We start from the raw sequence: 15,437 nt of genomic DNA, 5'->3' as shown, positions 1-15,437 counted from the left end.
TCGTCTACTGCGTACGCACCACAGCGAGGTGGGTGAGAACACTCCTCTCGGCAATTATTGTTACGAAACCGCACCCTCGCTACCGCATCTTGCGGTACCGGTCGATCATCAGGTTCAGCCCGAACTCCCCCGAGGTGATCGTGTAGTTATGTTCGAGATGCGGGTTGAACTTGGCCTTGTAGCGGTTGATGTTCGGGACGCCGGCGCCGACCAGGTCGTAGCGTTCGATCCCGTCCTCGATACCGTCGGCCATCACCTGCCAGTCTAACACGTCGTTGACCGGAACGTCGACGTCTGCGTCGGGTTTGACGCCGCCTTGCCACCGGTAGCGGGTCGTCTCGGACTCGACGACGAGGATGCCACCGGCGAACTCGCCGTCGATCCGGCAGACGTACGGCCGGAGCGCCCCCTCGGGAAGGGTCTCGTACATCGATCGGGCGAAGTAATTGCTCATCTGGTAGGAACGCCCCTGGCTTTCATAGCGCGCTCTGACCTGATCGACAATCCGGTCGACGTCGGCGAGCGTTCCCTCCTCGACGACGTAGCGGTCTTCGGGTGCGTTCCGGATGTTGTTCCGGGCGTCGCCGCTGAATCGGTCTAGGACGTCGTCGGCGTCGGGCGCTAAGTCGACGATGTACGTGTAGCCCGGATCGATGTTGTACCCGTTCCAGCGAAACGGTCTGACGTCGGTGAACTCGGCGGCGACGAACTTGCTGTAGATCGGCGAGAGCTCCGTCTCGATCCACTCGTGACAGCCCTCCAGAAAGCGCTTGGTCCGCCGGTCGGCTTTTCGCTGCTTCAGCTTCTCGATGTTCGCCATTGCGGGCCCGAGATAACACGACCACGAGAACGGCGCCGGCGAGAAGACGCCGGTAACCGGCCCACGTGAGTACTCGAACAGCGGGAACAGCCCCACGACCTCCTGGCCTTTGAAGCCGGCGAGAAGGTGTGGGGTCGTCCCCGAGTCCTCCGCCTGCAGCGAGAGCGCCTCGGCGCGAAAGAACGGGTTCGTCGCGGGCGAGCGCTCGACGTACCGGTTCCACCTGTCGGCGTCGGCGATCGGATCCAGCGTCTCGATTTCGATGCTCATCGTTAGAGGTACCCGAGATCAGAGAGTCGGTCTTCGACGGTACGCGAGTCCGTCGCAGTCACCGGCTCCGGTGCGTAGGCGGGGTACTGCATCCGCTCGCCGGCGTCGGCTACGGGGAGGACGTCGCCGTCCATCTCGGCGTCGATGGGGACGTCGAACAGTGAGCAGATCGTCGGAGCGATATCGAAGATCGTCGCCTCCTGGAGCGGGGCGGCCTCGTCTACCGCGGGACCGCTCGCGGCGACGATCCCGGTTCGCTTGTGGTTCCAGGGCTCCATCGGCTCGGCGAACGTGGCGTCGTCGAGATCGGCGACGATCGCGTTATCGAACGCCCGCGGCACGGTGAGGATGTCGGGGCCGTTGTCGAGGTGTGGACCATCGAAGTACGTCTCGCGGGGCTCGACGGCCTCGAACATGGGCTCGCCGTCAGGTGTCTCGACGGATCGGAGCTCCTCGATGACGGTTTCGCGGAACGACTCGTACTCGTCGGCTGGCACCTGTCCGTTCGGCTCTCGTCCCTCGAGGTTGATCCGGACGCCGAGTTCGCTCTTCGAGCGGACGTACACCGATGACTCGGGGAAGTCGACCTGTTCGCTTGCAGCCCGGACCATGCTGTCCGGAACGCGCCGTCCGATCGGTTCCTTGAGCCCGACGCGATCTAAGACGGTCGCGACGCGCTGGGTCGTGATTCCGAAGCGAGCGGCGACGTTCATCGCGTGCTCGAGTGTCCCTGTCTCTTGGTCGCTTGCCTCCTCACCTTCGAGAAGATCGTTGCGCCAGGCCTGAGACCAGTCTGGCATGCCGTTTCCGTCGCTGCGCCCGGTTACGTAGCCGCGTTCGCGGAAGAACTCGTTGACCCGGAACTCGTGGCCGGAGACCGGGCCGATCCCGTGGTCGCTGACCAGCATCACGTTCTCGGGGTCGACGGTCTCGAGCGTTTCCTCGAGTTGGCGATCGACTTCTCGGTAGACCGCCTCGATCGCTTCCTTGTCGCCCGGACGCTCGTGAAAGACCGAGTCCGTCTGCTGGAACTGGACGAACGCGAAGCCGGGATCAAAGCGATCACAGAGGTACCGGAACGCCGACCCCCGAAGTTCGATCGTGCGCTCGTAGCCCTCGATGGAGGCTTCGGGTTCGGGTCCGGACTGCGGGTAGACGCGGTACTCCCCACAGGCGTCGCGAACGTCGTCGAGCAGTCCATCGGGGTGGCAGTCGGGGTCTTCTGGAGCCGTCATCCCGGGAATCAGGGCACCGTCGAACGACTGTGCAGGGTGCGTTACGGGGACGTTTACCACGACACTCGTAATTCCGTACTCGGAGAGTAACTCCCAGACTGGACGTTCTCGAACGTGAGTCGCGTTAACCACGTCCGACTCGTAGCCGTCGAACGAGAGAAAGTCGAACACGCCGTGCTTGCCGGGATTTTTCCCGGTGTACATCGATGGCCACGCGCTGGCCGTCCAGGGAGGGATCTGGGATTCGAGGGGGCCACTTGCCCCGTCCTCGACGAGCCGCTGCAGCGTCGGAATCTCGCCGGACTCGAACAGCGGCTCGAGAACCGGGAGACACCCCGCATCGATACCCACAAGGAGGAGATGACAATCGGAGGTCCTGTCCATGGGCGGTGACATGCCCGTTCGAGGCTTTGTTATGCGACCGCTTTCGCAACGATAGGGGGTGGCTTCTCGGCCAGGCGACGTAATCGCAGGGTCGGCGTCAAGCCGGTAGGCACGACCTTATCAGTCTCGACCGATCGTACCGACTACATCACTAAGGGACCATCCACCTAACAACGGTTCGAATCGACGATCCGTGGCGATGGCGTCCGATCACGACGAACGGATCGTCGTACCCGCCTCGTCGTCACCTCCGATGATCACCAACACGCCACCACTTTCGGTCTGGTCGCTCGCCGCGTCGGAACCGACCGGTTTCGAGTCGTTTTTCGACCACCACGTCGAGGAGAAGACCTACTACGGCTCGGGAAAGGTGGCGCTTCGCGATGGGCTCGATACCGTCACCACTCGTGGCGAGAACGTGTTGTTGCCGTCGTACATCCCCGACGCCGTTGCCGAGCCGATCCGCGAACTCGGGCTCGAACCGCGATACTACGCCGTCCGCCGCGATTTCGGGGCAAACCTCGCAGACGTAGAGAGCCGGATCGACGATCAGACGGGTGCCATCCTCTCAGTGAACTACTTTGGCTTCCCACAACCCGAACTGGACGCGATTGCCGAAATCGCCAGCGACGCCGACTGCTACCACGTCGACGACAACGCCCACGCTCCGATCAGTGTCCACGAGGGACAGCTACTCGGTACCCACGGCCATCTCGGGATCACCAGTCTCTGGAAGCTCTTGCCGGTTCCAAACGGAGCACTGCTGTACATAAACGACCCCGAGATTGCAGCTCAGTTCACTCCGTCGACGGTTGCTGGCGTCAGCGACCGCCTCGGACTTCACGATTATCGGTTCCTCCTCAAATCCGTCGTCCAGGACACCCTCGAGCGCAACCCGTCGGTTCGCCGATCAGTCGACGCGCTCGTCGCAGACAGCGGCCTCGGCGAGGTTCCAGCGTCGCCCACCAGCCGGTACGAGGGGGGAAAGCGACAGATGTCGGTACTCACTCGCCGGGTGCTCGCCGATGCCGATCGTCGCTCGATTCGCGACCGACGGCGACGGAACTTCCAGAGCTGGCAGCGCCTCGCCGCGTCGAGAGACGATGTCGAACCGGTCGTCGAGTCGCTTCCTGATGGGATCTGTCCACAGGTGTTTCCGATCTACGCACGCGACGTGACCACGTTACTCGCCGAACTCGAGCGACGTGGCGTCGACGGCGCACACACCTGGCCACGTCTCTCAAACCGCGTTGACGGAAATCCGACGTACGAGGTCGCCAATTCACTCTCCGAGGAGGTCGTGGTGCTTCCTGTCCACCAACACGTCGATCCTGACGAAATCGAGGCCGTCTGCGATCGTCTCTGCGGTTAGTCGTCCTGTAGTGAGGAGAGTGACGCCCGGACGTCGGCTTCTAAGCTGTACGTTCCAGACGCCGTCCGGTCGAGGACGCCGCGCACCCGAAGCTCCGAAAGCAGACTCTGGACCGCGATCGGTGAGCGGCTGACGTCGCCGGCGAGCGCTTCCGCCGATGCCCCGCCATCTTCGTGCAGCGTTTCGACGATCTGGTAGGCGGTGTCGACATCACAGCGAGAGCCATCGGCCGCAACGGTTATCCGGTCGTCCAGCGCCGAGGGCGTCGGGCTGCCGGAAGGCGGGTCAGAGACTGGCGTCTCCTCAGAGTCGTCCTCGCCGTCTTGGGTCCCATCAGGTGCGGCCTCGGAGTCGACAGCCCCGTTGTCCTCGAACTCACCACGGTCCGTTGCGTCCGAGAGGATCGCGTCCGCCCAGGCGGTAGCACCAGTGGGTCTCCCGGAGTTGACGATCGATTCGGAGCCGCCAGTCGACACCGAACCGTCTACTGAGCCCGGGCCGATTGCTCCGTCGGAAGGTTCCTCATCTGTAGCCACTTTTTCGGCCCTCCCGTCGTCCACGGTCGCTTTCTCGACACTCTCGTCATCCGAAGCCGACTTCACAGCCCTCCCGTCGTCCACAACCGCCTTCTCGACACTCTCGTCGTCCGCAGCCGCGATTTCGGCGGGACGGTCAGCGGTCCCGTCACCACCGGACTCGTCGTCTTGGTCTCGGTCGGCGGCGGCGTCGGCATGCTCCGTGCTCACCGTCGGACCGGATGCCGGCCCGGACTCCGATCCGCCGCTGGACCGGTCCGCCTCGCTGCCGACGTCGTCGGTCGGAACGAGAATATCGTCGTCGGCGTCGGTGTCGATCTGTGAGTAGCCAAACGCCACCTCGTCGCCACCGCTGACGATGATCGAGTCGTCCTCGGAGTTGTCGTCGGGTTCGCCGTCGCGGCGCTCGTCGCTCTCATCGGTGACGATCTCCGTTTCGAGCGCGTCGATTCGCTCCTCGAGTTCGCGTCGCTCCTCGTCGAACTCCTCGCGTTGTGTCTCGAGGGCCGACTCGAGTTCTGCGATCCGTTCTCGCCGACGGCCGAGTCGCTCGGAGAGGTGAGCGCTTGCTTGTGCCATCCACTCGCTTTCTTCGGTGAGCGTCTCGATTTTGCCCTCGAGCTCCGCGATCTGCGCTTCGAGTTCGCGCTCGATGTCGGCGCGCTCGGCGACGTGCACGCGCAGGGAGGCGTTTTCCTCTTCGAAGATCTTGGTTCGTTCCTCCAAGGACTCCTCTAAAGACTCGATCTCTTCGTCACGCGCGGCCAGCTCCTCGCGGAGCTCGTCGCGCTCGCGTTCGAGTTCGACGACCTCGTCGTGGAGTCGGCGAAGTTCCTCGTCGACGTCGGGAAGCTGGGTCTGGACCGTGTCGGGCTGGCGCAGCGCCTGGGCCATCTGTTCGGCGGCGTTCGAGACGTCCCGGGCGGCGGCGAGTTTGTCCTCTAGGGTCGCGATGCGCTGCTCGCGTTTCTCGAGTTCCGATTCGAGCTCCTCGATTCGGCTCTGTTCGGATTGCTTTCGTTCCGAGATTTCCTGCAGTTCGCCGACAAGGGCATCGGAGACGGATTTGAGCTCGGGGCGCTCGAAGTCGTCCAAGCCGGGCGTTGCACCCGCGTCGAAGGTGCGCTTGCGTCGGAACTGAACCTTCCGGACGTCGGTCTCGGTCCAGTCGGTCTGGACGAACGCCTGACCGTCGTCGAGCTCGGAGACGCGTTCGGTGTACTCGGTGTCGATGATCCGGCCGACCACCTTCGTGTCGTTATCCCAGGTGAGCCGGTGCCAAACCAGCCAGTTCGCCTGCGTGATGAAGTCTTTCTTGACGTCTGCAGGGCGCTGGCTGATGCCTAGAATGCCCAATCCGTGCTTGCGCCCGCGCTTGCCGATCTTGATCAGTAGCTTGCCCGTCTCACCGACGCCGCCGCCCTCGGGAATGTACTCGTGGACCTCCTCGACGACCAGTAAGAACGGCTTCTTTAGCTTCTTCTCCTTGACGAACAGCTGTCGGGCCGTCTTCCGGAGCAACTCGTCGGCGACGTCCTCGTCGAGATAGCCGGAGACGTCGAGGATGATCGGGACGTTCTCCTCGAGGGCGAGCGTCGCCATCTGTTCTGCGTGCTCCGGGCCGATCTGGATGTCACACTCCTCGTCTGCGCCCGCGTGGAGCATCTCGTACTCCTCTTTCAGGCCGTAGTACTCGCCGTCGGTGTCGACGATCAGGAGGGGAAAGCCCGCCTCCAGCAGTTCTTCGGCGAGTACCGAGGCAGTGTTTGACTTTCCCGACCCCGACTTGCCCGTGACGAACCCCCGCCCGGTGAGCAGTTCGACGACCGGAAGGGTCACGTCGTCGCCGTCGGCCGCCTCCCCGACGACGATCTCGCGATCGTCGCTCATCGACGCCCCTCCGCTCCCGTGCGCTCGTTCATTGTGTCAGTACTGACAATCCGCCCTCTTGAATATTCGCCTCCAGCTGGATGTCGAGGTGAGGCGGTGAGCGAGTAGACGACGCGACGAGCCCGGCAGCATCCCCTAGCAGCGACCCGGCTACCCCTCGCGATCGTCGAGGGTCCGCTCGGTCACTGAGATCCCCTGCCTGCCGAGGTGTTGGAGCTGGCGACGGGCGAACTCCTCCTCGCGCGTCCCCCGCGTCGCGAGCACGTAGACGAGCGCGCCGCCGGCCGGCCGCATCGTCCGGCCCGCCCGCTGGGTGCCCTGCCGACGTGAGCCGCCCAGGCCGGAGGCGACGATCGCCAGGTCGGCAGTGGGTAGGTCGATCCCCTCGTCGCCGACGCGAGAGACGACGAGCTGATCCAGTTCGCCCTGTCTGAACCGCTCGAGCAGTCGCCGACGCTCGTGGTGGGGCGTCTCACCGGAGAGGAAGGGGGCGTCGAGGGCCGCAGCGATCTCTCGGCCCTGATCGAGGTAGTCGACGAAGACGAGCGCCCGCGAGTCGGGGTGGGCGGACAACAGGTACCGAACGTCGTCGATTTTCCCCCGGTTCTGGGCAGCGATTCGGTACTTTTCTCGACCCTCCGCGGAGCCGTAGGCGTTCTGTTCGTCCTCGTCACCCCACGGCACGTACCGGATCTCGAGTTCGGGTTCGGCGACGAAGCCGGCCTCGAACAGCGCCTCCCAGTCGGTGCCGATCGGCGGGCCGACGAGCGTGAAGATCTCGGCTTCGCGGTCATCCTCGCGGATGGGACTCGCTGACAGCCCCAGTCGGTGCCGGGACTGGAGGTGCGTGCTGCGTCGGTAGACGTCGCTTGGAACGTGTTGGCACTCGTCGAAGACGACCAGCCCCCACTCGCGGTCGTCGAAGAGACTGCGGTGGCGGTCCATCCCGGCAATCTGGTAGGTCGCGATCGTGACCGGGCGGACCTCCTTGCGGCCGCCGTGGTACTGGCCGATCTGTTCGGGTTCGAGGCTGGTTCGGGCGAGTAACTCCTCGTTCCACTGTCTGGCCAGATCGCGGCTCGGGACCAGAATCAGCGTTTCGCCGCCGACGTGGGCGATCGCCCCCATCGCGGCGATCGTCTTCCCGCTGCCCGGCGGGCCGACGAAGACGCCCTCGCCGGCCTCGGCGAAGCGGTCGACCCACGTTCGCTGGTAGTCCCGCAGGGAGACTTCCAGAGAGACCGACAGTTCCTCGCCACCCTCGAGTTCGCGATCGTCTCGAACTGGGTACCCCGCCTCGTAGAGCACGCGCTTGATCGCGGCTTCTGCCCCCTCGCGGACCCAGGCTTCGGTCTCGGAGATCGGCGCGTGGAGGTGCTCCTCGTCGAGTTTTTCCTGTGCGACGTTGCCCATGATCTCGGGGCTACGAGCCTCGAGGACGGTGTAGCCGTCGGAGTGGGTCAGCAGCCGGAACTGGCGAGCCCGGTCCCACTGGCTCTCGATCCACTCCTCGAGTTCGTCCGATCGCTGGCCAAGTGCCTGTCGAACCGTCCGCAGGAGACTCTCGAAGTCGTCGTGGGGCGCTTGCCAGACGTCCTCAGGACGGACGACGTACCGGTACCCGTCCTCGCCGTTGGTCTCTTCGAGGTGAGCGAACTGCGAGAGCTGCGCTCGGGTAAACTGGGCGGGCCGGTCGACAACGATCTCGCGGCGCTTCGGAAAGACGACGACCCGCTCGCGCTCGGTGAGGTCCTCGAGTTCGCTCGGGTACCAGACGACGGGATCGGTCGAGACCGAGAGTCGCTGTAGCTCACCGTGCTGTGTCAACCGGTCGAGATGGTCGCTCGCCGCCTCGTGGGGAATCTCGAGGGCCTGGGCGACGGTGCTCGCCGTGAGAACCGGGCGTCCCGCGTGCTCGCTCGCGTCGTGGAAGTCGGCGACGGTGAACGCGTCAGCTGGCGGCTCCTCCTGGGCCGATTCGTCGGGCGTGGGTTCGTCGGGGTTGGATGGTGTCTTTTCGACGGGGGACGAAGGGCGGTCGTCGGTCACTGACAGGGGCTAACGGCGGTTCGGGTAAACCGATTACGCTCGTCCATCGCCGCTGGAACCGTCCTGCGATGACGACAGCGACGATCGCTACCCGTGGCTTTTGTCGGGTGGGAACTGCCGTCGTATTTAAGCGATCGACGGAACCCGTATTCTGTATGGCTACACACACAACCGGACAGGTCGAGTCAGGCACTGTCGGTTGGCGATCGATCCGCGGTCGGTACGAGTCTGCGCTCTGGCGAGCGATGGATCTGCTCGGCGTCAGTGAAAGCGTCGAGCGGAAGATGACGATGGCGGTGTTGCTCCAGTTTCTGGCGACGCTCGCCGTGTTTGCGTTGCCGCTTGCCTTCCTCGGACCCAGGGAAGCGTTTTCGGTCTTTCCGACGGCACAGATCGTCCTCACTGGTGTCGTGTTCGTTCTCGCGGTGATCGCGTTCGGAAGTACGATTCTGATCGCGAGACGGGACATCATCGAACCACTCGACGGACTCCGGGAGACCGCAGAGATGATCGCGAACGGTCAGCTCGAATCTCGGCCAGATGCAAGCGACCAGGTCGACGAAACCGGCGATCTCGAGCGCTCGTTCGTCACGATGTACGAGTATCTGACCACCGTCTCGAGGCAGGCCGACGCGCTCGCACGCGAAGAGTTCGAGGCATCGGTGCTTGACGAACCGGTGCCCGGTGAGTTCGGCGAGTCGCTCGCAGGGATGCAGACCCGACTACAGGAGCGAATCGACGACCTCGAAACGAGCCGCCAGCGGATCGACAGCCAGCGCGAAGCTGTCGAACAGCGAAACGCCGCCCTCGAGGCGGATGCCGAGCGGGTCCGAGCCGTGCTCCGCCAATGTGCCGACGGCAACTTCACCGACCGCGTCGAGATCGAAAGCGACCACGAGGCGATGTGCGAAATCGCCGACGGGGTAAACACCATGCTCGACGACGTCGAAGCGACGCTTCGTGAGGTGCAGACGCTCGCCGAGGAGGTCGACGAGGTCGGCGCCGAGGTCTCAACCAGCGTTACCGAGATGGAACACGCAAGCGCGGAAGTCAGCCAGTCTGCCGAGCAAATCTCGGCTGTCACCGATCGGCAGAACGATCGGTTCGAGGAGGTGTTTGGCGAGATGAGCGACCTCTCGGCGACGATCGAAGAGATCGCCGCGACCGCCGACGGTGTCGCGGAGGTCTCACAGCGGGCCTCAGAGCGAGCGCGAAACGGCCGCGAAACAGCAAGCGACGCCGTCGCCGAACTCGAGCGCATCGAGCAGCAGTCAGCGTCACTCGTCGGGCGAATCGAGACCCTCGAGCGCGAACTGGACGAGGTCAGCGAGATCGTCGACGTGATCGACGAGATCGCCGAGGAAACGAACCTGCTCGCGGTCAACGCCTCGATCGAGGCCGCCCGCGCCGGCGTCGACGGAAGTGGCTTTACCGTCGTCGCAAACGAGGTCAAAGCGCTCTCTGAGGAGACGAGCAAGTCGACCAAGGAAGTCGACGAGATCGTTCGTGACGTGCAGGCGTCTGCGACAGAAACTGTCGACGAGATTCGTCAGATGCAAGCCGACGTCGCCGACGGTGCCGAGACGATAGAAGAGAGTCTCTCGGTGCTCAAAGAGATTGCAGAGCGCGTTCAGGAGGCAAACGACGGCGTCCAGTCGATCAACGACGCGACCGACGAACAGGCCCGAACCAGTCAGGAAGTCGTCTCGATGGTCGACGAGGCGACCGAACAAAGCGAACAGACGCTTCAGGAAACGAGCAACGTTGCCGCAGCCGCCCAGGAGCAGGCGGCGACGGTGGCTGAGATCTCGAATGCAGCCCAGTCACTCTCCCAGACGGCGACCGAGCTTACCGGGCAGCTAGATCAGTTCACAGTCACGAACTGACACGACATCAGTGACGGAGTCCAGTCTATTTAGGCTCGGAGCGCGTAGGTAAGTCGCATGTTCCGTGCTATTCTTCCCGAAGGACAGATCATCTGCGAGCGCTACGAGCGGAGCGAGGAGGGGCTCGAACTTTACGACGAGTCGGACGCGTTCATCGCGTTCGTCCCGTACGGAAATCTCCACGCGCTGGTCAACGAGGAGGTATACGGCGAGGACGAGCGCTCGATCATGTAACCAGATCGGTTCGGCAGGCACACCCAGATCCCAGCTCAGGCGGCCGGTGACTCACCGATCGCTTCGAGCTGTTCTCGGTATCTATTTCTGACAGTGACGACGGTCGTCTGGGCTGTCTCTGCGACTTCGCGTTGGGGAATCGTTTCGTTACAGAGTAATCCGGCAGCGTAGATCGCCGCAGCAGCAAAGCCCGTTGGCGACTTTCCGGAGTGAAGCCCCTCGGCTGTGGTCTCGTCGATGATCTCGATCGCTCGCCCCTCTACGTCAGCGCCAACGTCGAGTTCGGAGCAAAATCGAGGGACGAACTGCCGTGGGTTCGTCGGCTCTAGGTTGATGTCGAGTTCGTCGGCGATGTAGCGGTAGGTACGGCCGATCTCGCGTTGATCGACGCGGGCGACGCCGGTTACCTCCTCTAAGCTTCGCGGAATGCCCTCCTTCCGGCAAGCGGTGTAGAGAGCGCTGGTGGCGACCCCCTCGATGGAGCGCCCCCGAATGAGGTCACAGTCGAGCGCTCGACGATAGATGACACTCGCGGTCTCTTTGACCGGCTTCGGAACGCCGAGCGCACTCGCCATGCGGTCGATCTCGGACAGCGCGTACTTCAGATTGCGCTCGCCGGCGTTTTTGGTCCGGATTCGCTCCTGCCAGATCCGCAGTCGGTGGAGCTGTCCGTGTTTCTTCGCAGACATCGTGTGGCCGTTCGCGTCCCGATTCCTCCAGTCGATGGTGGTCGTCAGGCCCCTGTCGTGCATCGACTGCGTGAGGGGCGCGCCCACGCGAGAGAGGTCGTCGTGCTCTTTGGCGGTGAACGCCCGCCACTCTGGACCGTAATCGATCGGATCGGTACTCAACACGAGCCCGCAGTCCCGGCAGACGCGCTCACCGCGATCGGGGTCCTGGATAATCGTCGCCGTCTCGCAATCCGGGCACCGCTCCTCCCGTGAATCGGCGTCTGTCTCCGCTGGCTCTCGTCTGGCGTATTCGATACTGGACCGGCTCATCGGTATGTGAGAGAGCCATCCCGCCACTGTAAGGGGGTCACATGGTTTCGGCGGAAACCGCGACTTACTGAGACAGATCCCACAAGCCACGTTCTCGGGGCGATACTGGGGCGGTGAGCGAACCGTTTTCACCGGAAGCGCGTTTCAGTAGTAGTCTCCTCACAACGCTGGCTCGCCACAGTCAATCGACCACGGTTGTCACCGCTCAGCCCACACAGTTCGTGGTGAGAAAATGGTTGCTGAATGTTACGATTTGGCTGGAGTAAATCCAGTCTTCCACGCATAAACACACCTTTCGACGCCGAACCGTCGGGGTGGTTTATACTCGCGCCATCGAACGTCCGGCAGATTGCCGTGTTGCAGAACTCACCACTTCCGGCGCTTCAGCCCCTCTTCCCCACAGATTATTCCGTTATTCCCATCTCGGGCAGGCGGTCAGAAAACTGCCGGACGGCCTGCATGTCGATGTTCGAATCGCCCCACACGTCGGCTCGACCGACCGTCAGCCGTGGCGACGAACTGCCGTGTGGAAGCGGCTCCGTACGCCCGTTGCAGCGGTTGCGAAACGTGGCCGTATTTAAGAGAATCACCGTTGGCCTACAAACTGGTGAGTCAACTGTGACTGCGATCTCCCGGTCATCGATCCAGGACGGGTTGCCGATCGATGCGAGTAACGTCGGGTCGAACAACTGCCCTCGTCGATCTTCCAGTGGAGGCGGCCAATAATGGCCTCAGCAGACGCGTCTCTCCCCGAGGAGATCGCGACTGTTACCGACTCCGATCGCGAAAAACGGCTCTCGAAGGACGTCATTTTCGAGCTCCTGAAGAATCGGCGCCGTCGGGAAGTGCTCGTCTACTTGCTCGAGGCAGAGGGAACGGTAACCCTCGGCGAGCTGGCCGAACAGATCGCCGCCTGGGAGAACGATACCGAGGTCAACGCGTTGAGTTCGGATCAACGAAAGCGCGTCTACGTCGCCCTGTACCAGACGCACTTACCCAAGATGGACGACGCAGGGATCGTCGAGTACGATCAGGACCGAGGGTTGATCGAACTCTCAGATAACGCCGACCTGCTGATGATGTATCTCGATACCGACAACCAGCGACAGGATCGGTGGGACCGATTCTACGTCGGGCTCAGCGTCATCGGTCTCGGCCTTCTAAGCGGTGCATTCCTCGGCATCCCGCCGTTCTCGATCGCCCCAACAGTCGCGATTGCGGCGTCAATCGTGGTCGCGTTCTGTGCTCTCTCGCTCGCTCATGTCCTGTTCAATCACCGCGCACAGCAGTCCATCGACGGACTGCTGTCCCGGATCGAGTAATCGACGCGTCGAGGTGACGTTCATTCCCCTGACATAGCCTGCCGACAGAGATCTCTCTGCCGATCCGAGCATCAGTGTCCGAGAGTCCCCAGCACGTGCACTCGAGAAGCACTTTTACGGACCGGTCACGTACTGTCGACCGGCTCCCGACTCGTCATCAGTACCGGAGCAGTTCGCGTGCCAGCAATTGTTCCAGCGACGGGAGCCACTCTGACAGTTCGGAGCGACGCGTCTCTGAGCCGATCGGGCGAGTCGTGCGCCGATCGTCGCCTGCCCGCCACACGATTCCTGGACTGGTAGGCGTATAATAACGATACGCCGAGAAACGGACCACGGGAGTGGATACGTTAGCTGTTAGGACCGTCACGTTCGCCGGCTGTACGCTGGTGAGCCGAACTGAGCGGCAGTTTCCCGGCCGCTGTAGTCTACACGATGTCCATTCAAACACTGAAACGCGACTACCAGGAATCGCTGTCAGACGGCGTCGAGTTGCTTGCCTGTCCGAGTTGCTCCGTGGCGCTTACGCCCCAGTCGCTGAGCTGCCCCCGGTGCGGGCGGTCCGGCCAACAACACGACGAGATCGTCTCGTTCGTCCCGGTCTCGGCGGAGAAAGACGCCCGTACGGACGGACTCGAAGAGCTCGCGCTGCTCACCGAACAACACGGCATACGAGCGGCGGCCGAGGAGTGGCACGACGGGCGATCTGACACACAAAGCGTGCGGTCGGCGCTGTTCGATGCCGGCCGTGATGCCTGGCGGATGCTCGTCACCGAGCAGGTAACCGGCCGCTGTCTCGACGTCTCTGCCGGGTTCGGGCGGCGATCGATGCTGCTTGCCGAACTCGCGGACACGGTCTACGCCGTCGATCCCAACCTCTCGAAGCTGCGCGTGACTGCCGCCCGTGACGACTTCGAGAGCGCAGGCGACGTCGTGCCCGTACACACGACCGTCGACGAACTCCCCTTCTCCGGCGGCGCGTTCGATACTATCGTCGCGGACGCGACGGCCACGGACCGCGGACTTCGTGGCTTGCTCTCGGCGCTGGAACCGTACCTGGCCGAGGGGGGGACCATCCTGACGACGGTCGACGGCTGGCCCCGCACGCTGGGACTGCCGCGACTCGCTGGGATCGACGGCGGAACGTCTCCGTCGCCCTCGGTGACTGGACTCCGGCCGACGACACCAAGTGGGTTCGAGACGCTCGGCGAGCGATTCGACTTCGAGCGTACGACCACGTACGCGCTCGTTCCGTCGGCGTCCCGACCGCTGTACGCGTTTGCGGTCGACAACGCCGACGCCGTCCGGACACTTTCGGAGTTCGTGTTCGACGACCGGTCACAGACCGGATCGGCCGGTCGCTTGCTCCTCTCGCTGGCGGATCGGTGCGGGCTCCTGAAACGGAGCCTGCCGAGCTATCTGGTCGTCTACGAGCGGGATGGTGACGACAGGAGAGAAGACCCCCACTCCCACGATGTCGCCGCGCTGGACGGGCGCGAGCAACGCAGTCCGGCGTCTTCGACCCACTCGGTGGGACGAGAGCCGTCGCCGACGTTTACCCGGCCGATGTTGATCAGTGGCCGGTCGCGATCTGTGGTCCTCGAACTCGGTGACGACGGTCCGACGGCCGTCTGGAAAGTCCCAAACCGACGGGCCCACGAGCCCCTCTCCCGACGGGAGAACGCGGTGCTAGAGGAGTTGCGCTCGAGGGACGAGCCGTTCGCGGACACACTCCCCAGTGGCGTCGAAATCACCTCGTCGTTCGGCGCCTGCAGACGGGAAGAGCCGGTCTCTGGGCGATCGCTTGGCGGCCAAATGGGGGGCGATCCGGACGCGTTCGAACGCGTGTTACGGATCGGGTTCGACTGGCTCATCGAGTTCCAGCACGCGTGCGGTGGCGAACGGATCACCCGATCTCCCGAACAGGTCGAGGAATCGCTGCGGTTTGCACCCGCCGGACTCGAACCGCCGACTATCTCCGAGCCGGTCGAGACGTTCGAGACCCCCGTCCACGGCGACTTTCTCGCGCAGAATATCTACGTCGAGGGAGACTCCGTGACAAGCGTGATCGACTGGGAGTACGGCGCGCTCTCGGCGTCGCCGGTCGTCGACGCAGGCTTTCTCTTACTCGATACGGCCGCGCGAGCCGGTGACGATTTCTACGCGGGGGTTCGGCAGGTACTCCACGCGGAAACCGAACACGCCGACCGAGCACGGGACTGTCTCGAACACTACTGCGATGCGGTCGACATCCCGTTGCGAACGGTCGCCGTCTCCCTTCCTGCGGTCTACCTCCACCGACTGCGTCTAGACTGGCGCTGTGACGCGACCAGTACCTACTCGGGACGAATGGCTAACAGAGCACACGTCGCCGAGTTCCTCTACAATCAGCGAAACGCGGCGCTGTTCGAGTGAGGAGGGTAGGTCAAAAGACGAAACAA

Annotated in this window: 10 protein-coding genes; 5 read left to right on the top strand and 5 right to left on the bottom strand. The window is 63.5% G+C overall.

Annotation, left to right across the window (positions count from 1 at the left end; genetic code table 11):
• Positions 1 to 79: 79 nt before the first annotated feature.
• Both OB905_02800 and OB905_02795 read right to left on the bottom strand, forming a co-directional pair.
• The gene (locus OB905_02800; protein MCU4924914.1) at positions 80 to 1,090 is read right to left on the bottom strand and encodes a GNAT family N-acetyltransferase; all 1,011 of its coding nucleotides are present in this window, start codon (positions 1,088 to 1,090) and stop codon (positions 80 to 82) included.
• Between the two features lie 2 nt (positions 1,091 to 1,092).
• Positions 1,093 to 2,709 carry an alkaline phosphatase family protein gene (locus OB905_02795; protein ID MCU4924913.1) on the bottom strand — a complete coding sequence of 539 codons (1,617 nt, stop codon included), beginning with the start codon at positions 2,707 to 2,709 and terminating at the stop codon, positions 1,093 to 1,095.
• Positions 2,710 to 2,962: 253 nt separating this feature from the next.
• Here OB905_02795 and OB905_02790 point away from each other — a divergent pair, with 253 nt between their 5' ends.
• Entirely contained in the window at positions 2,963 to 4,081 is a 1,119-nt protein-coding gene (locus OB905_02790; GenBank protein ID MCU4924912.1) for a DegT/DnrJ/EryC1/StrS family aminotransferase, read from the top strand.
• Here the strand turns inward: OB905_02790 and OB905_02785 are convergent.
• Both OB905_02785 and OB905_02780 read right to left on the bottom strand, forming a co-directional pair.
• Positions 4,078 to 6,507 carry a DUF87 domain-containing protein gene (locus OB905_02785; protein MCU4924911.1) on the bottom strand — a complete coding sequence of 810 codons (2,430 nt, stop codon included), beginning with the start codon at positions 6,505 to 6,507 and terminating at the stop codon, positions 4,078 to 4,080. The two genes, OB905_02790 and OB905_02785, sit on opposite strands and share 4 nt — an antisense overlap.
• 150 nt (positions 6,508 to 6,657) lie before the next feature.
• Positions 6,658 to 8,556 carry a helicase-related protein gene (locus OB905_02780; GenBank protein ID MCU4924910.1) on the bottom strand — a complete coding sequence of 633 codons (1,899 nt, stop codon included), beginning with the start codon at positions 8,554 to 8,556 and terminating at the stop codon, positions 6,658 to 6,660.
• Positions 8,557 to 8,711: 155 nt separating this feature from the next.
• Here OB905_02780 and OB905_02775 point away from each other — a divergent pair, with 155 nt between their 5' ends.
• Positions 8,712 to 10,442, top strand: a complete 1,731-nt coding sequence (locus tag OB905_02775) for a methyl-accepting chemotaxis protein (protein ID MCU4924909.1) — start codon at positions 8,712 to 8,714, stop codon at positions 10,440 to 10,442.
• Between the two features lie 57 nt (positions 10,443 to 10,499).
• Positions 10,500 to 10,676, top strand: a complete 177-nt coding sequence (locus tag OB905_02770; GenBank protein ID MCU4924908.1) for a hypothetical protein — start codon at positions 10,500 to 10,502, stop codon at positions 10,674 to 10,676.
• A 35-nt stretch (positions 10,677 to 10,711) separates the two neighbouring features.
• Here OB905_02770 and OB905_02765 read toward each other — a convergent pair whose 3' ends face one another.
• Positions 10,712 to 11,677, bottom strand: coding sequence for a transcription initiation factor IIB (locus OB905_02765; GenBank protein MCU4924907.1), 966 nt, complete (start codon positions 11,675 to 11,677; stop codon positions 10,712 to 10,714).
• A gap of 725 nt (positions 11,678 to 12,402) precedes the next feature.
• Between OB905_02765 and OB905_02760 the strand changes: the two genes are divergently transcribed.
• Together OB905_02760 and OB905_02755 are read left to right on the top strand one after the other, a co-directional pair.
• A complete protein-coding gene (locus OB905_02760; GenBank protein ID MCU4924906.1) occupies positions 12,403 to 12,999 on the top strand; it encodes an ArsR family transcriptional regulator in 597 nt (198 codons plus the stop codon).
• 432 nt (positions 13,000 to 13,431) lie between these two features.
• Complete coding sequence (locus tag OB905_02755) at positions 13,432 to 15,411, top strand: methyltransferase type 11 (protein MCU4924905.1); 1,980 nt, start codon at positions 13,432 to 13,434, stop codon at positions 15,409 to 15,411.
• The last annotated feature ends 26 nt before the right edge of the window (positions 15,412 to 15,437 follow it).

The sequence above is a fragment of the Halobacteria archaeon AArc-dxtr1 genome (assembly GCA_025517425.1).
In the GTDB taxonomy this organism is placed as follows: domain Archaea; phylum Halobacteriota; class Halobacteria; order Halobacteriales; family Natrialbaceae; genus Halostagnicola.
Note: the sequence above shows the minus strand (reverse complement) of the source record. Positions and strands in the feature narration are given on the sequence as shown.